The sequence below is a fragment of the Yersinia enterocolitica subsp. enterocolitica genome, assembly GCF_901472495.1.
Lineage (GTDB): Bacteria > Pseudomonadota > Gammaproteobacteria > Enterobacterales > Enterobacteriaceae > Yersinia > Yersinia enterocolitica.
Genome location: NZ_LR590469.1, coordinates 704611 through 725629, shown reverse-complemented (window position 1 = coordinate 725629; position 21019 = coordinate 704611). Strand labels below are relative to the sequence as shown.

Here is a 21019-nt window from a genome sequence, read left to right as displayed (position 1 = left end):
CTAAAGTCTGGTTGAGGCCCTGGCAAAGGAACACCACATTGCCCCATCGCTACGCGGGCGTCATTCACCGTCGAATTCGGTCGCTGCCATTGTGTTAAATCAGGTGGTGGCGGGCAACCGGTAAGCAAAAAACTGACACCAACAGCGCTAGTGAGTAAATTAGCGTATGTTTAGTAAACATAAAATCCTTTGATATTGAAAATATCAGTACTCAATAACCCTACGTTATTAAGTTTTCCATTATGTGGTCTAAAGAGTGCTGTTACTCTCCGACAAGAATCACTTCAATTCCAATTTTGCGTAATCCATTCAAACTGTCGACGGGCATATCTTTATCGGTAATCACCATATGTATACGTTGGGTATCAATAATTTTATGCAAACTGGAACGGTTAAATTTACTGGAATCAGTCACCACAATAATACGTTCCGCCACTTCACACATCCGGCGATTTAAACGCGCTTCATCTTCATTATGGGTGCTCACCCCACGTTCAAGACTAATAGCATCTACACCGAGAAAAAGCATATCGAAATGATAGTTTTGCAAAGATTGATCAGCCTGATCACCGTAGAAAGATAATGACTGGCGTCGCAGATGCCCACCGGTCATCAACAGTTCCACACCTTCGGCATCCAGCAGCGAGTTCGCCACATTCATGCCATTGGTCATGGCAATAACCTCCTTATGATTGCGCATATATCGCGCTATTTCGCAGGTGGTTGTACCAGAGTCGAGGATAACGCGGTGCCCAGGTTTTATTAGATCTGCCGCAACACGAGCAATGCTACGTTTTAGCGAAGTATTAAGGGCGCTTTTATCTTCTACGGTTGGCTCAACTGCTGGTGTGCCGCCATCACAAACCAAGGCACCACCATAGGCACGCACGGCAATCCCCTGTTTTTCCAGAAAAGCCAGATCGTTGCGGATAGTCACCGTAGAAACGCCAAATAATGACGATAAATCATTAACCTGGACACTTCCCTGTTGGCGAAGACGTTGAATAATTTGCTCACGCCGTTCACTGGTACCTGTTATCCGTTTGTCCATTATCGAATCAGTATTGCTCATAGGTGATCCTTTCCAGAAGCCTTTCGTTTCATTTCACTTCATCTATTAACGCCTTCCCTTTGCCGGCAAGCAAGTCTTAACATTATCGAAAATCCGCACACTTACACCGTAAAAATCCTTTCATTATGCTTCTTTTTCGAAACAGATCTCAATTCAATTATCTTTCATTTGTTTTTATTAACCCATAAAGCAGTATTAAATGAAATAAATCGAAAGATAAAAAGACATTTAACTCATACAGAGAGGAAAGTGAAACATTTAACCGAGTTTGTGGCTGACCATAAACAGGATACAGGATGTGGCATCTTTGCCGTCTGTTCTGCGCACCTGTTGGTCTTGGAAGCGGCACTCAAGATATTGGAACTGACGGCAGGTAAAGTGGCCGCGTTTTATGACTCACCAACTGGCTTTCGTCACGGGCCTAAATCACTGGTGAATGCTGAAACACTGGTGGTGGTTTTTGTTTCAAGCCACTCTTACACTCGGCAATATGACCTCGATTTGCTGGCCGAATTGCACCGCGACCATCAGGCGATGCGCGTCGTGGCAATATCTGCCGTAACCAGCCCTGAAATAGAACACGGCCCGCATATCCTGTTACCAACATCACGGCATTTTATTGATGTCGAACAGGCCTTCTGCTTCCTGATGTATGCACAAATTTTCGCCCTCACCGAATCCATCAAAGCAGGTATTACCCCGGCCCCCCTTCTGCCAGCGGCACCGTAAACCGTGTAGTGCAAGGTGTTGTTATTCATCCCTGGAAAGGCTGAGAGGAGCATGACATGAGTATTATTTCTACTAAATATCTTCTTCAGGATGCGCAGGCCCGGCGCTACGCAGTACCGGCTTTCAACATCCATAACGCGGAAACTATTCAGGCCATCCTCGAAGTCTGTAAAGAGATGCAGTCTCCAGTGATACTAGCGGGCACGCCCGGCACTTTTAAACATATTGCGTTTGAAGAAATCTACGCACTGTGTGAAGCCTATTCTGAAAGTTATGGGATGCCACTGGCGCTACATCTTGACCACCACGAATCCCTTGATGATATTAGCCGCAAGGTGAATGCCGGTGTGCGTAGTGCAATGATTGATGGCAGCCATTTCCCGTTTGCCGAGAACGTGCGTCAGGTCAAGACTGTGGTTGATTTTTGTCATCGCCACGATTGCAGTGTTGAAGCTGAGTTGGGGCGGAGTGGAAGATGATATGGATGTCATGAAAGAAGTGGTGCGCAGTAAAGTCACTGTCTGCGGATCAGTCAATAAACTCATTCCTGAAACCGAAACCTCGCTATAAATCTTGTGCGGTTAAATGTTACCCGGCCATTGTCGGGTAACGCCGTTTATCCGCTATTCCAATATCCGAATCTTAAACGATAACCTTGTTCTGGCTTTTGACGCTTATTGTTACAATGTTATGATAAGTGGCTGAGAGCAATTGAAATCACGATGACAAGGGAAACGTTTTGAACACGAAAAGCAGAATGCAGTTGTGGCCACGGTTGGCGTTATATGCAATGGCTATCTTGCTATTGGCTGGGTGCTCAAACAATTCAAATCGTGACTATGCCAAGCTGCCGAAGGGCAGTTACAACGACAAATCCTACACCGTCAAAAAGGGTGATACCCTCTATTTTATCGCCTGGATCAGTGACAGTGAAGTCAGTGACCTTGCTCGTATCAACAAGCTAAAACCCCCTTATCGACTGGAAGTTGGGCAGAAGTTGCGACTTGATAGTTCGAGTTCAACAGGGCGTCTGACGTCAACTAAACGCAAATCATCAAGCTCGACGCTGGCTAAATCGACACCACCGCCTGGTGCAAGTCGTTGCTGGCGTTGGCCCACCAGCGGCCAAGTTATCTCTAAATATTCCACTGCCGATGGTGGTAATAAAGGGATTGATATTGCAGGTAAACGCGGGCAGCCAGTCTATGCATCAGCCAAAGGGAAAGTGGTGTATGTCGGCAATCAACTGCGCGGCTATGGCAATCTCATTATGATTAAGCACGGCGAGGATTTCATTACCGCTTACGCCCATAACGACACCATGCTGGTGAATAATGGTCAGGATGTTAAGGCTGGGCAGAAAATAGCCACTATGGGAAGCACAGGAACAGATACCCTAATGTTGCATTTTCAGATTCGCTACCGGGCAACAGCGCTGGACCCACTGCGCTATCTGCCTGCACAAGGAACGCCACCGAAGTGCTAGCTAATTAAGGTTTAGGCTATCACGGATAGATAAAAGGCCCCTGTTTAGGAGCCTTGTTTTTGATACTATTTCAGTCATGAAGCTCGGTTATCATTACGCCAGAATTTGTTTCACGAATGCTTTGATTTCTTCAACCTGACAGTTATCGAAGAAACACTGCTGGAAACGTTCACCGCTCACGGCTGTTTTCACCAATTCCGGATCGATAGCGCGCAGTGTATCAAGATAGTTTTCTTTCACTACTGCCGCTTTCACCTGATTCAAAATACCCGCGTTACGCACTTGCGGCTCTTTACGATCCAGTGGGTAGCCTTCACCTTTCACGCCGGTGAACGCTTTCTCAAAAATGTAACGCACATTCAGTTCAGCACCCCAGCCAAAACCTTTGGCGAATGGCAGTGACAGTGCGTTACCGTTGTTAATCTGAGCAAACAGGAAAGCATCTGCTGGATCGATGCAATAACCACACACAACACCTGGATGAATGTTCAATGACATCATCGCACCCTGACCCGTACCGCAGCCAGTGACCACGAAATCTACTGCTTTAGCGTTTAGCAGGATGCTGGCCATAATCCCCAGATGGATATAAGTCAGATGATGGTCGTTCTCATCACTCATACCTACGTTGTATACCGGGTACGCTTTTTCTGAGGCCACAGCGTTCAGCTCTTTCAAGATGATTGCGTTTTTACCCGCCTGGCTGTTTTCCATCATCAGTGCGATTTTCATTTATTATCTCCGTTGCGCCAATGAGCTTCAGCCCATTGGGTGTGATAGTTAGACTTGACTGTGCTGACCATAGCAACTTGGAAACAAAATTTCAATTTTAATGGAAGGATGTTTTATAAATATCACATTTCAGGATTTACCAAAAACTCGCCCGTGTGGCGACTGAGGTAGAAGACCTGCCCATCCTTTTGGCAGGCCTTTATGACTCACTGATTAGAAAGCGTATTTAAATCCGACTGTTAGTGCTGTATCACTATAACTTTTATCACCTATTTTCTGGGCGACGTTAGCCAATAGTCTACGGATGCGCTCAGACCGTTGATATCATATTTCTCACCTGACAGTTGCTCACCGTTTACTTCCGCGTTCAGTGAACTGTATTGCAGCCAACTATCACCATTTACGGTTAAGGTTTTATAAACCCTCGTATTCGGTGTACTAAAGCCGAGCGTTGAATCATTCAGGGCCAATGATGCAATATCTGAATCATCGGTAACCTGCCACAAGCTACCTCCATTGATCGATACCGCACCGGTGCTATTTGTCGCGCCAGTCCAACTGGCATTATTGTCCATTGCCAGCGTTGCGATATTACGTGCCGAACCATGCCAGCTCGCACTACTATCTAGCGTCACACTACTGCTGCCAGCCGTTGGCCCGCATATCGCCATTTAGCATCGCACCGCTATTGGCGCTAAAAGCGACACTACGGGTACTCAACACATCAAAGTAGCCATGACCCGCGCTCGCGCCCATCATCGAAATAGTTGAATCACTCAGATTAAGCGTTGCATTGTTACCCCCTGCGCAAATGCGAAAGAGGGTAAACATAAAATAGCTAAAATAGTTTTTTTAAATTTCAAACGGTCTGTGCGACATTAACAGCCGCCGGTCAAGAACAACCAAATTGAAGCTGCGCAACTCACTCGCACAGCCTCAGTGCCGTTAGTGATGCAACATCTCGTGGACAATGTCATCTTTATCTAACGTTATCGGGTAAAAGGTTGGCCAGTTATCCATTTCTTTCAGCAGCTTCTCTTGTGATTCGTTACTCATATAGACATGAAAATGCTGGGATTTCTGTGGCTCAATAATATGGTCACTGAATTGGACATATTTCGGGGCTTTAGAACTGGCATCTTTACATTCATATAAATAGCGCACTCCTTTCTTCCCTGAATCATAGTGCATTATTTTAAAACCAGAGTAGCTGTATTGGCAGGAGTTAACCGCTTCTGGGGTATGAAAATCAATAGTATTGTTCTCAATACCAATCATCGTAATATCAGTTGCATAGCCTTTTTTATAATACTCCCGGTACTCCTCAATTGTTTTATTTTTGTTCTTTTTGGCTTTATCTGCCAGCACCGGATCCAAGTCACCTTGCAACAGATAGGGATTAATCGATTGCCACACCCCATCCCAATCACTGAGTGGCCGATCTTTAACGCCTTTATCTGCAAAGATACCTTCACTTGCTTTGCGTGCTGCTTCAGATTGTTGATGCTCATGGCTATGTTTACCATGAGCAAACGAATTAAAACTGGTCAAAGATACGCAAACACTAAGTGCAATGATGGATAGATGGTGCAATTTCATTGGCATGAAAAACTCCTGTCGGTTGATATTAATGTGATGTTATATTATTACAATATCATCAATCAACAGGTTTTTACCCCTTATTAACTCACTACAGCCTCGTAACTTCGAGCCACGCCATTCCTGGCGCGGACGCTGTACTCTTCCACCAGCCCCACCAGAGACAGCGTCATCGTGTCAGCAATGTGAATATTTGGTGTTTTATCGTTCAGGAAATAGACTAACCCATAATAAATGGCTATCAGAAAGCTGTGGCTGTAATTGGCCACCTTTAATGGCTGGCAACCACCAACATCCTTGCGAAGCGCTAAGTTCATGCGTTTCTGTGTGGCTAATAAGCCATTTTCCCCTCACTACATAGACTAATCCGCCATGTGAGGCAGGAAGTTCTTGCGCTGAGCTAATAGGTGTTACGCTTGCCTGCCAGCAGCCTCGGCGAGTCATGATATTAAAATCCTGGCTGCTCCCCCCGAGTAAATGAGCATGGATGGGTATATCACCAGGAAAAGCAAAAGGCTGTAATGGGGTTGAAAGGGTATGGGCTTCCCAGTGAGGGCTGGAAAGCACTACTCCTTTTCCTGAGAGTAAAGTAATGGATCGGTCAATATCGGGAAATACTGAGAACGGGCCATCCTGCTCAATGGTTGCGATGCTGGCACGCCAGGCAAAATCATCACCTCCAACTGGCCAACATGCAATTTCACGGGTTTCACCACCGCCATTTCGCCAACGGCTAACCGGTAGACTGGCAAAATCAAAAATGGTAAAGCTCATCAGACCTCCTGTTGACAGGCTTTTAGTACCACCAGAAAAGCCTGTGCAGTTTGCTGTTGCATTGGATGATATCTATCCACTATTACCGCATTGCCCGCCACATAAACATCCCGAATTTGCGATTTATCCCCCGCAAATAACCATCGATTCAATAAAGAAGCAGATTCTGTGCCACCAATATAAGGATCATTGCCATCCAAAACTAACCAATCGGCACGATAACCTTCTGCTATCTGACCAATATTGCTGCCGCAAGCTTGCTGCCCCCCAGCTAAAGCTTGGGTATAAAGTAAATTGGCAACCGCTGGATACTGTTCATTAGTCAGGCGATTACGACGCTGATCACGCAGGCGCTGCCCATATTCCAACCAACGTAACTCCTCCACTACATTCAGAGAAACATGGCTATCGGAGCCTATTCCCCAGCGACCATGATGCTGTAAATAATCTACTGCCGGGAAAATACCATCCCCCAAATTGGCTTCCGTTGTTAGGCATAATCCGGCAACAGCCTGACTTTTAGCCAACCGAACAAGTTCTGACTCATCCAAATGTGTGGCATGAACCAGGCACCAACGACTGTCGACGGGCACATGATCGTACAACCACGCCACGGGCCGTTGCCCACTCCAGGCAAGGCAATCGTTGACCTCTTTTTGCTGCTCTGCAATATGGATATGCACTGGTAACTGTTTATCCGATGCCTGCAATATTTCCTGCATTTGACTTAACTCAACAGCGCGTAATGAATGAAAGCACAGGCCTTGATTTTGTAGGGGCTGATTCGCCAATTGTTTAGTGATAACTTGCTGCTGCTTGAGATAGCTTTCTGTGTTTTGAATAAAACGGCGCTGCCCTTGTTGAGCGGGTTGACCACCGAATCCCGCGTAACTGTACAATACCGGTAATAAGGTCATCCCTATTCCAACGTCTTGCGCGGCCTGACTTAGGTGTAATGTCATCTCCCCCGGATCACTGTATGGGCTACCGTCGGGGCTGTGATGCAAATAATGGAACTCTGCGACTTGGGTATAGCCACCTTTTAACATTTCGATATATAACTGACGAGCAATCACACCGACATGTTCTGGTGTCAATCGCTGGACTAATCGATACATCAAATCTCGCCATGTCCAAAAACTGTCCTGCGGGTTACCCGCAATCTCAGCTAATCCAGACATCATGCGCTGAAAAGCGTGAGAATGTAGATTAGGCATTCCGGGCACTATCGGCCCCGAGAGAATTTGGCAATCCGTGTCACTGCTGCCCGTCATAATGCGCTGAATGTTGCCCTGTTCATTGACAGTTATCTGTACGTCATTCGCCCATCCATCAGGTAAGAAAGCACGTTTGGTAAAATAAACTGGCATAGCGATATCCCAATATTTTGTTCAGAGTCAAACGCGCTGAGCAGCAGCTGCGTCAATTAATTAAACCACTAACTTGTATATACATATACACACGCTAAATTCAACCGTAGACTTAGCGTATATTTTCTTATCTGACGAGGTTAACGTCGTGGCGGAACAACAAACAACCTTACAATTAAGTCCCGCAATGGACGATACTCCTGCCCCCATTTATCAACGCGTTAAGTTAGCTATTATTCGCCAAATTAGGACTGGAGTCTGGCAGCCCCATCAACGTGTACCATCAGAGAGTGAGCTAGTCGCCGAGTTAGGGGTCAGTCGTATGACCATCAACCGGGCGTTACGTGAACTCACTAGTGAAGGTTTTCTGATCCGCATGCAAGGCGTAGGAACCTTTGTTGCTGAAGCAAAGGCGCACAGTGCCTTACTTGAAGTTCATAATATTGCTGACGAAATCACTGCACGTGGTCATCGCCCATAGTAGTAAGATTTTGCAGTTAGAGGCGCGGCCAGCAAGTTCTGAAGAGGCGATTGCTTTAGGCATTCAGCCCGGTCAACAGCTGTTCTATTCGCAAATTGTTCATTACGAGAATGATATCCCCATTCAGGTCGAGAATCGTTGCGTCAATCCAAGCACCGCGCCTGATTATATGAAGCAGGATTTCAACCAAATCACCCCTTACAGTTACCTCACCCAAGCAGCCCCGCTAACTGAAGGTGAACATATTGTCGAAGCTGTTATTCCAAACCCCCTTGAGCGGCAGTTGCTGCAATTAGAAGAGCATGAACCGTGCCTACTGATTCGCCGTAGAACCTGGTATGGAAAAGCAATTGTGACCGTTGCTCAACTGCTTTATCCCAGCTCTCGCTATCAACTCTATGGCCGTTTTACCCCACAAGGTACCGTCACGTCCTGATCAATTTTATTTCTCTGCGAGAAGTGCGAAGTGTTACGCAATTGTTTAAATCCCTATCTTGCCGATAGTGAATTTATGCGCTAGGTTGTCCATGATTGTATATACAACTTAATTCTGTACATCTTAGGGAGTCAGATGGTGTCAACAATTCACTGCGACAGTTTGTGGTACGGTGCCGATATCGTGACCATGCGTGGAGGGAAGTATCACCTGATCCCGCAAGGGGCAATGGCGGTGACTGACGGTAAAATAGTCTGGATCGGGCCATATAATGAATTACCCAGACTCAGCGCTTCACGCGAGGTTATCTACTCAAGTGGCCTTATCACCCCTGGATTAATTGATTGCCATACCCATTTGGTGTTTGGTGGTGATCGAAGTGCCGAGTTCGAACAACGTCTTAATGGTGTGAGCTATGCAGAAATTGCCGCCAATGGCGGCGGTATCGTGTCAACAGTCAGAGCAACACGAAATGCTAGTGAACAGCAATTACTGGAACAAGCTTTATTTCGTCTAAAGCCATTACTTGCTGAAGGGGTAACCTGCATTGAAATTAAATCTGGTTATGGCCTCAGCCTTGAGAGTGAAATAAAAATGCTCCGAGTGGCACGCCAGTTAGGCGAATTATTGCCTGTCACAGTCAAAACAACCTGTCTGGCTGCTCATGCTTTGCCACCCGAATTTTCTGGTCGGGCTGATGATTACATTGATTTCGTTTGCGACACCATTATTCCCCAAGTTGCAAAAGAAAAGCTCGCCGATGCTGTTGATGCTTTTTGTGAGCATCTGGCATTTTCACTCGCTCAAGTTGAGCGTGTATTTTTAGCGGCACAGCAAGCCGGTTTACCGGTAAAACTGCATGCAGAACAACTTTCCTCGCTCCATGGCAGCACGTTGGCTGCCAAATTTAATGCCATGTCAGCTGATCACCTTGAATACGCAACGGAGTCAGATGTTAGAGCAATGGCCGATGCGGGTACGGTCGCGGTATTGCTACCGGGAGCTTATTATTTATTGCGAGAAACGCAATGCCCTCCAATTGAACTATTTCGCCAATATAACGTGCCGATGGCATTAGCCAGTGATGCCAATCCGGGAACATCGCCAGCACTCTCACTACGGCTGATGCTCAATATGGCATGCACCTTGTTCCGTATGACTCCGGAAGAAGCACTCGCAGGTGTCACTTGCCATGCGGCTCAGGCTCTGGGGTTGCAAGAAACGCAAGGAACACTGGAAACAGGTAAGTTGGCAAATTGGGTTCATTGGCCATTATCGCACCCTGCTGAATTGGCTTACTGGCTCGGCGGTCAATTGCCCGCATCTGTTGTTTTCCAAGGAGATGCTCGCCCATGAATCTGGTTGATCCGTTAAGTTTCCAGGTTGGAAAACTGCCTTTACTCATCAGTATCCCCCATGCAGGTACACGGCTGACTCCCGCCGTTGAAGATGGCCTGACAGAAGCCGCCCGACCGCTTTCAGATACCGACTGGCATATTCCCCGTCTCTATGATTTCGCCCATAATATTGGCGTCAGCATGGTTATCGGCAATTATTCTCGCTTAGTGGTTGATCTGAACCGTCCAGAAGATGATCAGCCGCTATATACAACCGCAACTACCGGTTTGTTCCCAGAAACGCTGTTCGATGGCCGCCCCTGTTTTATGCCAGGCAAAACGCCGTCTCCTCAGGAGCGTCAATCCTACTTGTTACATATCTGGCGGCCTTACCACCAGCAAATTCAGCTCGAATTGATGCGGCTTAAAGCCAAATTCGGTTATGTATTGCTGCTTGATGCCCATTCAATTGCCTCAGTTATCCCGAGGTTGTTTGATGGGAGACTGCCAGATTTGAATTTTGGGACCAATAGTGGGGCCAGTTGTGCGCCATCGCTAAGTACGCAATTGATAGAGTGTTGCGAACGCCAATCTGTGTTTAGTCATATATTAAATGGCCGCTTTAAAGGTGGTTACATAACTAGAGCATATGGTTCACCACAGGATCATCAGCATGCAGTGCAACTTGAGTTATCCCAGTTAAACTATATGTCTGAGGCCGAACCCTATTCTTATCTGCCTGAACGGGCTGCGCACTTACAACAGTTACTCCAGCAGTTGGTTATTACAATGCTGAAGTGGGGTGAACAACAATATCAGCGCTAATTTGTCGTAATACTTTCTTATCCAACTTTTAATGATTTTAAATGCAAAAAAGGCAGGGATAACCCCGCCTTTTTTATTCACCTATTTCCGACACAGAAAAGGGTAATCTTTACTGAATTAACTTAGAAACGGTAAGTCAGGTTAACCGCAACAGTATCGTCGGTACCCAGACCCAGCGGATTGTTTTCATCCAGCAAGTTAATTTGGTAGTCAACATAGGTAAACATGTTTTTATTGATGTAGTAAGTCACACCAATTTCAGCATATTTCAGCAAGTCAGCACTACCGACTGCATCCAGGTCTTTACCTTTAGACTGAACATAAGCGATAGATGGGCGAATGCCATTTTCGAATTGATATTGAGCAACCAATTCTACGTTCTGGGTTTTGTTCGCGATCAGTGCTTTGTATGGTGTCATATTCAGCGTTTCGCCGTACATAGCTGCGATGTAAACCTGGTTGGCATCATATTTCAGCGCAGTAGCCCAAGCTTGAGCTTTATCACCGGTAGCACTGTTAGCCAGATTTTTCTGACCCAAGGTACGGTTAGAATTAGAGTATGCTGCTACGAAACCAACGCCGCTGCCTTCGATGTCTTGATAATCAACAGACAAACCGTAACCGTCGCCGTTAGCTTTCTGAATTGCGCGCTCATTATTGGTGGTATCACCATCATCATTGCGGCCCTGATACTGAGCAGCAACATTCAGGCCTTTTACCAGACCGAAGAAGTCAGAGTTACGGTAAGTTGCCAGACCGGTTGAACGGCCAGTCATGTAGTTATCAGTGTAAGCGATTGAGTCGCCACCGAACTCTGGCAACATGTCGGTATAAGCCAGTGCGTCGTACACTACGCCATAGTTACGGCCATAATCGAAAGAGCCAAATTCAGCAAATTTCAAACCAGCAAAACCTAAACGGGTTTTATTGCCTTTGTCGCCCCAAGATTCAGCATTTTTAGCAGCAACGTTATATTCCCACTGGCCGAAACCGGTCAGTTGGCTATTGATTTGTGTTTCACCTTTAAAACCAAAACGCACATAAGTATCATCGGCATTATTATGATTTGTGAAAATGTATTTAGCGGCTACGCGGCCATAAAGATCCAGCTTATTGCCATCTTTATTATAAATTTCTGCTGCGTTTGAGAGAGTAGGAACGATACTCAAGGTGACCGCTAAGGCCAGCACACTGCGCTTCATCATTATTTTTCCTTTAAATTTTAATAAAATTAACCCGCGGACTAAATTAGTTAGTTACCTGTCTTTGTAAAGCGAATAGACATTATCACTAAGCACGAAAAGTTAAAACGGTAAAATTGAAGATATACAGGTATAAACAGGTAATCAATTGTAACAAAATGTTTTTAGGTAATTAGATATAACCAAAACAGTGCAATAGCACCATTTAGGTGCAAAGTCATTTCAATTTGTTTCTTTTTTGTTCTTTTGAGTGGTTAGATTTGTAAAATGGAGTGGATATCACACTTATAATCTATTTTTTATATATCCAAAGCCATTTATCGACTATTTAAAATACAAATAATCAAGGATGAATACCCTATTTGGTGCAACAAAGAAAAGAACAAAGTATAAATGGCATTAATAGGTTTATGAAAAGTGTGGTTTTAGCGTGTCGTTAATTAGATAGGTTTTATCAAACTGCCGATGAGCGATATAAAATTAAATAAGATATTTTTTAATTTAATGCAGAGAAAATGAACTATTGATGTTGGGAAGTCACTTTTTTACATACCAAAAGAGATATATCTCTTTAAATTTAGCTTAAGTAAAACGCCCCGTGGTGATATTACCCTACGTAACTATATAGGGCGGTATTAGTCTTATAACCTTACTTAAGCTTGTAGTAAGTCATTCTCATCCATTTGCACTAGCATGATGCCTGCACGCAATCCCAACGCAACACGCGGATTGGGGAATAAGATCCACTCATATTCATGTTCAACGCAATAATGCTCATTGAGCTGTTCTATCATCAATGTTCCTTGCGGATAGCGAGTGAAGTTTACCGTGTCATCCGCCACCCACAATTTAAAATCAGCATGTTGCTTCAGGAGTGATTTAACGACACGATAAAATATCATTGCCTCGGTAGATCGAGTAGGCAATTGCCCTCCGCTGACCAATGCACGTAAACCCGTAGTGATCGGCCTAAACTGTTCGAGCTGATTTTGCCCAAAGGGTAGCGCTTTGCCCAATTCCAACGTACAACTGGCCGCCTGGCAGAACTCACTACTGAAGTGGGCAAAGGTTCCACCCGCCGAGGTATGCATGACTAATGCATCTAACTCACTATCTTTTAGCCAACGTAACATTGCCGCACAATAAGGCGTTGTTCGGTAAGGTAACAAACCAAATCGGTTATGATGTGAACCCCGAATGGCCGTATGTAGATCATAATGTAAGCGTAAAGACAGGGGATCAGATGCAAAAAACTCCCCCACCTTTTGTTCAAGGATTTCAGCCCGTCTTGCCTCATCAGTTAGTGAATGATTTTTATAACGCCCACCAAACATGCGATTGATATCTGCGGTGAGATAGCGTTCCCCGGCTCTGATAGCTGGCGGATTACCTAATATCACTAACAAACGCACGGCTAATGGCAACTGACTAGCTAATAGATCAGAGACTAATTGGTTTAGAATCTCAATCGGAGCTGTTTCATTTCCATGGATACCGGCCGATAACACCACTGATTGCGAACAGGTTCCGTGGGGGGTGAGCATCAATACCCCCTCATCCACCCATTGCCATTTAAGGTTTGATGTTTCGCCGCTAGTGAGTGACGGTGGAACCCCCGATAGGGTGATTGACAGAAAATCTGGCATCATCGTCCCTTCCCTTTGCTTATCTTTTTTCATGGCTCATGCCGTTCGATTTTTGCTATTTCGATTAAAGATGTTGGAACGGGTATATCGAACCCAAATTGAGTATCTTGGTCAATTCATCCAATGCTTGTCGCCCTTCTTGTAACAACTGTGGGTCAGCCAAGTCCTTAAATTGCAAGCGATCGCGATAGTGCTGATCGACCCAATTATTCAGCGCAACAAACAAAGCAGGAGTCATCATCACTCTGCTATTCACTGCCGCTAACTCAGTATCATTGAGCGCAACACGTAGCCGTAGGCAGGCCGGACCACCACCATTGTGCATACTTTCGCGCAGGTCAAAGACCCTGACTTCATCAATCGGACCACCACTATTTATCAGCTCAGACAGATATTCCCACACTGCGGGACATTCCTGGGATTCTTGTGGAATAACCAGCAGCATCTTGCCATTGGCCTTACTCAGTAACTGGCTGTTAAACAGATAGCTCGATACCGCTTGTGCGACAGAAACTTGTGCTGCGGGCACCTCAATGGTGAACAGCTGTTGCTCAATTCGCCCCATTTTGCGACGCAGATCTTCCATTACTCGGATATCGGGTACGAAAGCATGTTGGTGGTGGAATAACACGTTTTGGTTACTGACCGCGATAACATCATTGTGGAACACCCCTTGGTCGATCACCGCCGGATTCTGCTGTACAAAAACAGCGCGTTCAGGGTCTAACAAGTGCAAACGTGCCACGGCTTCGCTAGCTTCTAATGTTTGGCGCGCAGGATATCGACTGGGCATCGCCCCGTTTTCAAACCCTTGACGGCCATAAACAAAGACCTGAATCGCCGGGCGGTCATACTCTCCCCCCAGGCGATTATGATTAGCTGCACCTTCATCGCCAAATAACTCAACAGAGGGCAATGCATCGTGGTGAACAAAGTGACGGTGATTATTAAAAATGCTTTTTAATATTGCTGAGGTTGTATCTGCCTCGATGGCGCGATGAAATTTATTATTCAAATTTGCCACGGTAAAATGAACTCGCCCGTCAGCGCTGTCCGCGGCAGGTGATACTGTTGCCGCATTAGCTGTCCACATTGATGAGGCAGAGCTGACCGCCGATAATAGCCGCGGCGATTTGCGTACCACTTCGCTTAATACTTGCTCATCTGATCCACTGAAACCCAACTGGCGTAAAAACCCCATCGCTGGGCGCTCTTGTGGGGGAAGAACGCCTTGCTTGTAACCTAAATCGGCCAGTGCTTTCATTTTTAGCAGGCCCTGTTTTGCTGCCAGCCGTGGGTTGGAGAGTGTATTTTGATGCCTGGTGGAGGCCTCATTACCAAAAGACAATCCGGCATAGTGATGTGTCAGCCCAACCAATCCATCGAAGTTAACTTCATATCCTGCCATCGTATTCTCCGTTCGCACCTATGAGTTAATCAGGTCAGTGGGCTAATCAGGTAAGTCGAATGAAATACCTGGCGACAGTGTTGCGGGCAGTGTCAGGCTTTCACTTTCGAGTGATGCCATTGGCCAGGCACAATAATCTGCGGCATAAAATGCACTTGGTCGATGATTACCTGAAGCCCCAACCCCACCAAATGGAGCTGCACTGGAGGCTCCGGTCAAAGGTTTATTCCAGTTAACAATACCCGCACGAGCTTCCAATAGCAGTTGTTCAAACTGTTGCCGGTCTTCTGAAACTAAGCCGATAGCTAAACCAAATCGGGTCTGATTGGCTATTTTTAGTGCCTGGTTAAAATCGCTATAGCGAATAACACTCACTAGCGGGCCAAAATACTCTTCATCAGGGACCTCGCTGATACCGGTAATATCAATGATACCTGGGGTCAAAACCGCACTTTGGCTGTCAGGTCGGGTCATGGTTAATAAGGTTTTCCCCCCTAATGACAGCAAATGTTGCTGTGCTGCCAGCATTTTTTCAGCCGCTTGAGATGAAATCACCGCCCCCATAAAAGGAGCCGGTTGACTATCCCAGCGCCCAATACAGAGCGCTTTACTCACCGCAACAAAACGTTGTAAAAATGCATCGCCCCCAGCGCCACTCTTGACCAACAAGCGGCGCGAGCAGGTACAACGCTGACCAGCAGAGATAAAAGCCGACTGAATCGCGAGGTTTACCGCTGCATCACAGTCTTTGACCTGCTCAACAATCAGGGCATTATTCCCCCCCATCTCCAACGCCAGAATTTTCTCCGGTTGCCCCGCCAGTTGCCGGTGTAAGTGGTAACCGGTATTGGCACTGCCGGTAAACAGTAAACCATCAATATCAGGTTGAGCCGCCAGCGCTTCGCCAGTGTCACGTCCGCCCTGAACTAAATTGAGTACGCCATCAGGAATGCCTGCCAATTGCCATAACTTGACAGTTTCTTCTGCCGTTACCGGGGTCAATTCACTGGGTTTGAACACCACCGTATTGCCCGCTAACAAAGCAGGAACAATATGTCCATTGGGCAGATGTCCGGGAAAGTTATAAGGGCCAAAAACCGCCAATACGCCATGTGGCCTGTGCCGCAGCACTGAGATAGCGTCCGCCATCGGCGTTTGACTGCTACCGGTTCGGGTTTGATAGGCTTGCAGCGAAATAGCCACTTTGCCCATCATGGCCTGCACTTCTGTTAGCGTTTCCCAGTGCGGTTTACTGGTTTCCAGACTTATCGTTCGCGCTAATTGCTGCTTATGTTGTTCGAGTAATACGGCAAAACGCTGAATAATCGCCACTCGCTGTTCCAATGGCGTTCGCGCCCATGTGGGGAAAGCATCACGCGCAGCGCGACAAGCAGCGGCGACATCTGCGCTATCAGCGGCACGCGCTTGCCACAATAATTGCTGTTCCATAGGGTCATGTTTATCAAAATGGGCACCTTTACCGGTGCGCCATTCCCCCTGAATAAACAATGCAGGATGGGTCATTTTTTAGTCTCCGGGGCAAAAAGGCTGATTATCCGAACCACATCACCCGCCACAACACCCAGTGCCGCTGCATTGTCAGGGGTTAAATGCAGAAATTCGTCTGATAGATGGGTGTTAATTAATATGGAACGAAATTCTTGGTAACGGTCATTGGCCACTAAATAAGCGCTGCCACTTGGGTCAATATCAATATCATCAATAACCACTTTTCGCTGGCTGCTATCGCGCACCGCCCGCACTTCGTCGGTGTTGGCTTCCAACGTCGGCCCACCATCAAAAATATCGACATATCCCTGATATTGCAGGCCTTCAGTCTCCAGAACCGCGCGAGCAGGTGCGGTGTGAGGATGAACCTGGCCTATCACTGCACGGGCTTCTTCTGCCAAAAAATCCACATACAGCGGGTGTTTCGGCATCAGTTCGGCAATAAACGCTTTTTGCCCCGTCCCACTCAGGTAATCGGCTTTTGCAAATTCGATAGAGAAAAAGTGACGACCGACATTTTCCCAAAATGGTGAACGGCCTTGTTCATCGGTGTAACCGCGCATCTCAGCAATCAATTTGCGCGAGAAGTGCTGGCGAAATGCGGCGATAAACAAAAAACGAACTTTCGATAAAAAGGGGCCGTTTTTATCTTTACGATATTCAGGGTCAAGAAACAGTGTGCAGAGTTCACTATAACCAGTGTGATCATTGCTCAAAAATAGCGTCGGCACTGATTTGTACACATTGAGGGTTTTAGAGGCATGAACTAATGTCCCCACACGGAAGTTATACCAAGGGTCATTCATTCCCACAGCCACTTCTATAGCACTGACGCCCACCACTTTCTCTCGCTCAGTGTCTTCTAATACGAACAGGTAACCTTGCTCACCCACAGCCAAAGAACCTTGCCAGGTATTTAATGCACGCTCAATTCTGGCGGCGAGGTGTTGCTCATTTTGTGGCAGTGAGGTCATGCCAACGCCAGTTTTCCCAGCCAACTCCAGAATATCGGCTAAATCACGGCGTTCTACCGGGCGAACTCTCATCATATTCAAGGTCCTTGCTGACTGCCGATGTATTACGGCTAATGTATTACGGCTGATGTGTTACGACTTAGCCTTACGACAGACCTGCTCAATACCCATAGCAAGTCGGGCCAAGCCCTCTTTAATATCGTGCTGAGAAATAATCAGTGATGGTGCAAAGCGGACAACATCGGGGCCAGCAATCAGAGCGATTACCCCATGCTGAGCTGCGGCCTGAATGATATCTTTGGATTTGCCGGCATAATCACTGTTCAGCACACAGCCAATCAACAAGCCGCGCCCGCGTATTTCGGCGAAAACCTTGTAACGCGCATTGATGTCTGCCAAACCCGCCAAGAACCATTGGTGCCGCTCTTTCACGCCCGACAATACAGCTGGTGTGTTGATGAGAGATAAAACGGTGCCCGCCACCGCACAAGCTAATGGGTTACCGCCGTAAGTTGTCCCGTGACTGCCGACATTCAGTGCACTGGCATATTTTGTGGTCGTCAGCATGGCGGCTATCGGGAACCCGCCCCCAAGAGCTTTGGCGCTGGTCAGGACATCAGGGGTGACGCCATAATGCATGTAGGCATACAACTCACCGGTACGGCCAACACCGGTTTGTACTTCATCAAAAATCAGTACCGCATTATGGCGATCACACAATGCACGTAGGCCATGCAGGAACTCGCTATCTGCGGGTAACACGCCCCCTTCACCTTGAATCGGCTCGACAATCACCGCGCAGGTTTGATCGGTAATAAGCGCTTCGGCAGAGGCCAGGTCATTGAAAATGCCGTGGCTAATCCCCCCCCGGCAATGGAGCAAAATCCTGCGAGTACTTGGGCTGGCCTCCCGCCGAAACAGTGAACAGTGTCCGGCCATGAAAGGCGTTTCTAAAGGCAACAATCTGGTTCTTTTCGCCCTGCTGTCCCGGCTTATTGGCAAAATTATCCAAGGCATATTTACGCGCCAATTTCAGCGCTGCTTCATTAGCTTCGGCTCCTGAATTACAGAAAAATACTTTTTCAGCGAAGGTGGCATCAATCAGTTGTTTTGCCAGTCGCAACACCGGTTCATTGGTATAGCCATTGCCCAAATGCCATACTTTGTCTGCTTGCTCAATCAATGCGGCTTTTACGGCCGGATGCCCATGTCCTAAGGCATTGACAGCAATCCCTCCCGCAAAATCGATATAAGATTTACCCTGTTGATCCCACAGTGTCGCCCCTTCGCCTCGTACCACAATAAAGTCAGCTGGAGCATAAGTTGGGACGATCCATTCATCAAAAGACTGTCGGGTAACCGGGATTGGCTGTTCCATAGTGGCCTCTTTAATCAGCGTAAATATGGGGTGAGAGACTTGTTTTTTGAGAGGCCTATTATTTGAGAGGCCAATGACTTGAGAGGCTTATTGCCAGGAATCACCCTGCCGCCCAACAAAATCTCTTATTCTGTTAACAATGAAGAATGAAATATATTCACCTGATATAAAGTGTAGAGCAGCTTTCGTGCCACACCGCTCACAATGTGAATAAAATGTATAAATCTCATTAAAACAAATATTTAAAATGCATAATTATGCAAAACACTCGCATTCATACTGTCTATTGACCATCAAAATGACCAATTGGACGGGTTTAACTCGAAATTGTATGCATTGGAAACCAATGTTGATTTTTGCTCTATTGGATCACACTTTTGCAACATAAAAACAACATCAGAGACTCTTCATGACCCATAAATGAGCAGTCAATGCATCAATTGGGTGCATTTCTGCTACCGGAAAAGGGAGGATAAAAGGATGGACAAAGCCGTTTATGCATAACAAGTGCAACAATAAGGCGGTTATTTCATCAGCAGATCATGCGGTCATGGCCCCATTTTCTGGAGCCATCAGTATTAACCGATTAAAGAGGAGAAATGGCAGGATTAGCGCGAGCGATTATCAGCACCACTGGTCAATTGAGTTATCAACATAGCCAGAATTAGGATAGCTTTTTCGCTTTGCTCCGACCAGGCAAATGAAGCATTGAGGCGAAAACAGTGATCGAACTGATTGCCGGTGGTAAACATCCGTCCCGGCGCAATACTGACGCCCTGCGCCAACGCTCGCCGGTATAATTCACTGGCATTAAATGGCGGTTCCAATTCCAGCCACAAGAAGTAGCCCCCAGAGGGATGGCTGATTTTGACATTCTTGGGAAAGTGCTCAACCACCGCCTGACGCAGCGCGTTTAGCCGCTGTTCCATCATACGACGCAACCGGCGCAGATGAGTGTCGTACCCTCCTTGACTGAGGTAATCGGCAATAGCTAACTGCGTCGGAACACTGGCCGAAACGGTACTCATCAGTTGCAGATGTTGCACCCGCTGTGCATGTTCTCCCGCCGCCACCCAACCGACGCGAAATCCCGGAGCCAGACATTTTGAAAAAGAGGAGCAATGCAGAATTTGGCGGTGTTGATCGAGTGCTTTGGCCGGCAAGGGGCGCTCAGCACCGAAGTACAACTCACCATAAACATCATCTTCAATTAACGAAATATTATTCTGTTGCAGCAGCGCCACCAGCCGTTTTTTCTGAGGCCAGGACATCGTGCTACCAAGCGGGTTCTGGAAGTGCGTCATCAGCCAACACGCCTTGATCGGATACTGGTTGATGACCTGTTCAAGAGCATCGAGATCCATTCCATTTTGCGGGTGCGTGGTAATGGCAATAGCTTTTAAGCGCAGGCGCTCTATGGCCTGTAGCGCACCATAAAACGCCGGTGATTCAATAACAACCCAATCTCCAGGCTGAGTCACCGCCTGCAAACTCAGGCTAAGGGACTCCATCGCACCGGCGGTAATCACAATTTCTTCGGGTGAAACATTCATCCCACTGGCGGCATAACGCTGAGCAATATTACGGCGCAAACTTTCATTGCCCGGCGGCAAGTTTGTCACTGAACTTTGCGGTGATATTTTACGCGCAACCCCCGCCAGTGCACGTGACAATCGGGGTTGCAGCAATAAGCTCGGATCTGGAAATGCCGAGCCAAACGGCATGATGGCCGGATCTTTTCCCGCCTGTAATACATCAAAAATAAAAGTATTGATGTCTACTTGCTCGTCCAGATGCAGTTTTTTCCCCCGCTGAGGTTGCGGCAACTGGGTTGGACGCGAAGCAACATAATATCCTGATTGCGGGCGGGCCACGATCCATCCCTGACTTTCCAGTAACTGATAAGACTGCACTACGGTCATTAAGCTTAAACCCGATTGCTTACAACTTTCCCGCAGTGATGGCAGCTTGTCACCTGCTTGCCAGACCTTAGATTGTATTTGCGCGCGAATTTGTTGCGCTAACTGTTCATATCGCGTCATAAGCCAACTGTTATAGGTG

At 46.8% G+C, this 21019-nt stretch carries 16 protein-coding genes and 4 pseudogenes; 6 read left to right on the top strand and 14 right to left on the bottom strand.

Annotated features, from left to right (window positions below; translation table 11 throughout):
- Positions 1–262: 262 nt before the first annotated feature.
- Positions 263–1072 carry a DeoR family transcriptional regulator gene (locus tag FGL26_RS03335; protein ID WP_005169078.1) on the bottom strand — a complete coding sequence of 270 codons (810 nt, stop codon included), beginning with the start codon at positions 1070–1072 and terminating at the stop codon, positions 263–265.
- Between the two features lie 339 nt (positions 1073–1411).
- On the opposite strand from FGL26_RS03335, the pseudogene FGL26_RS03330 reads away from it, so the two are divergent.
- The 3 genes and pseudogenes from FGL26_RS03330 to actS form a co-directional block, all read left to right on the top strand.
- Positions 1412–1845 (top strand): annotated as a pseudogene (locus FGL26_RS03330) (SIS domain-containing protein); the annotation flags it as partial.
- Between the two features lie 12 nt (positions 1846–1857).
- A pseudogene (locus tag FGL26_RS03325) lies at positions 1858–2274 on the top strand (class II fructose-bisphosphate aldolase); the annotation flags it as partial.
- A 284-nt stretch (positions 2275–2558) separates the two neighbouring features.
- Complete coding sequence (gene actS, locus FGL26_RS03320; protein WP_005169072.1) at positions 2559–3287, top strand: amidase activator ActS; 729 nt, start codon at positions 2559–2561, stop codon at positions 3285–3287.
- 93 nt (positions 3288–3380) lie between these two features.
- Here the strand turns inward: actS and FGL26_RS03315 are convergent, their stop codons facing one another.
- The 6 genes from FGL26_RS03315 to FGL26_RS03285 form a co-directional block, all read right to left on the bottom strand.
- Positions 3381–4019: an RpiB/LacA/LacB family sugar-phosphate isomerase gene (locus tag FGL26_RS03315; RefSeq protein ID WP_005166458.1), complete on the bottom strand. Its 639-nt coding sequence runs from the start codon at positions 4017–4019 to the stop codon at positions 3381–3383.
- A 269-nt stretch (positions 4020–4288) separates the two neighbouring features.
- Positions 4289–4690: a hypothetical protein gene (locus FGL26_RS03310; RefSeq protein ID WP_005169070.1), complete on the bottom strand. Its 402-nt coding sequence runs from the start codon at positions 4688–4690 to the stop codon at positions 4289–4291.
- Positions 4656–4850 (bottom strand): hypothetical protein, encoded by a 195-nt coding sequence (locus FGL26_RS03305; protein ID WP_071530599.1) that lies wholly within the window; start codon positions 4848–4850, stop codon positions 4656–4658. Before FGL26_RS03305 ends, FGL26_RS03310 begins: the two co-directional genes overlap by 35 nt.
- Before the next feature lie 114 nt (positions 4851–4964).
- Entirely contained in the window at positions 4965–5624 is a 660-nt protein-coding gene (gene zinT, locus FGL26_RS03300; protein ID WP_005169066.1) for a metal-binding protein ZinT, read from the bottom strand.
- Positions 5625–5819: 195 nt separating this feature from the next.
- Entirely contained in the window at positions 5820–6392 is a 573-nt protein-coding gene (locus tag FGL26_RS03290) for a HutD/Ves family protein (protein ID WP_005169060.1), read from the bottom strand.
- On the bottom strand, positions 6392–7762 hold the full coding sequence (locus FGL26_RS03285) for a formimidoylglutamate deiminase (protein ID WP_005169056.1): 1371 nt from the start codon (positions 7760–7762) through the stop codon (positions 6392–6394). The genes FGL26_RS03290 and FGL26_RS03285 overlap by 1 nt, the downstream gene beginning before the upstream one ends.
- A 148-nt stretch (positions 7763–7910) precedes the next feature.
- Here FGL26_RS03285 and hutC point away from each other — a divergent pair.
- The 3 genes and pseudogenes from hutC (at position 7911) to hutG (ending at position 10841) form a co-directional block, all read left to right on the top strand.
- Positions 7911–8679: pseudogene (gene hutC, locus FGL26_RS03280) on the top strand (histidine utilization transcriptional repressor HutC).
- Between the two features lie 135 nt (positions 8680–8814).
- Positions 8815–10035, top strand: a complete 1221-nt coding sequence (hutI, locus tag FGL26_RS03275) for an imidazolonepropionase (protein ID WP_005169050.1) — start codon at positions 8815–8817, stop codon at positions 10033–10035.
- Positions 10032–10841 (top strand): N-formylglutamate deformylase, encoded by an 810-nt coding sequence (gene hutG, locus FGL26_RS03270; protein WP_005169047.1) that lies wholly within the window; start codon positions 10032–10034, stop codon positions 10839–10841. Before hutI ends, hutG begins: the two co-directional genes overlap by 4 nt.
- A gap of 122 nt (positions 10842–10963) precedes the next feature.
- Here the strand turns inward: hutG and FGL26_RS03265 are convergent, their stop codons facing one another.
- From FGL26_RS03265 to FGL26_RS03235, 7 genes and pseudogenes are all read right to left on the bottom strand, one after another.
- Positions 10964–12046: a porin gene (locus FGL26_RS03265; RefSeq protein WP_138060217.1), complete on the bottom strand. Its 1083-nt coding sequence runs from the start codon at positions 12044–12046 to the stop codon at positions 10964–10966.
- Positions 12047–12696: 650 nt separating this feature from the next.
- Positions 12697–13689, bottom strand: coding sequence for a succinylglutamate desuccinylase (gene astE / locus FGL26_RS03260; RefSeq protein ID WP_005169042.1), 993 nt, complete (start codon positions 13687–13689; stop codon positions 12697–12699).
- A gap of 64 nt (positions 13690–13753) precedes the next feature.
- Positions 13754–15097, bottom strand: a complete 1344-nt coding sequence (astB, locus tag FGL26_RS03255; protein ID WP_005169040.1) for an N-succinylarginine dihydrolase — start codon at positions 15095–15097, stop codon at positions 13754–13756.
- 42 nt (positions 15098–15139) lie between these two features.
- Positions 15140–16621: a succinylglutamate-semialdehyde dehydrogenase gene (astD, locus tag FGL26_RS03250; protein WP_005169037.1), complete on the bottom strand. Its 1482-nt coding sequence runs from the start codon at positions 16619–16621 to the stop codon at positions 15140–15142.
- Positions 16618–17655, bottom strand: coding sequence for an arginine N-succinyltransferase (gene astA, locus FGL26_RS03245; RefSeq protein WP_005169035.1), 1038 nt, complete (start codon positions 17653–17655; stop codon positions 16618–16620). Before astA ends, astD begins: the two co-directional genes overlap by 4 nt.
- 57 nt (positions 17656–17712) lie before the next feature.
- Positions 17713–18958, bottom strand: a pseudogene (locus tag FGL26_RS03240) (bifunctional succinylornithine transaminase/acetylornithine transaminase).
- A 608-nt stretch (positions 18959–19566) separates the two neighbouring features.
- Positions 19567–21000: an aminotransferase-like domain-containing protein gene (locus tag FGL26_RS03235; RefSeq protein WP_005169029.1), complete on the bottom strand. Its 1434-nt coding sequence runs from the start codon at positions 20998–21000 to the stop codon at positions 19567–19569.
- Positions 21001–21019: the final 19 nt, after the last annotated feature.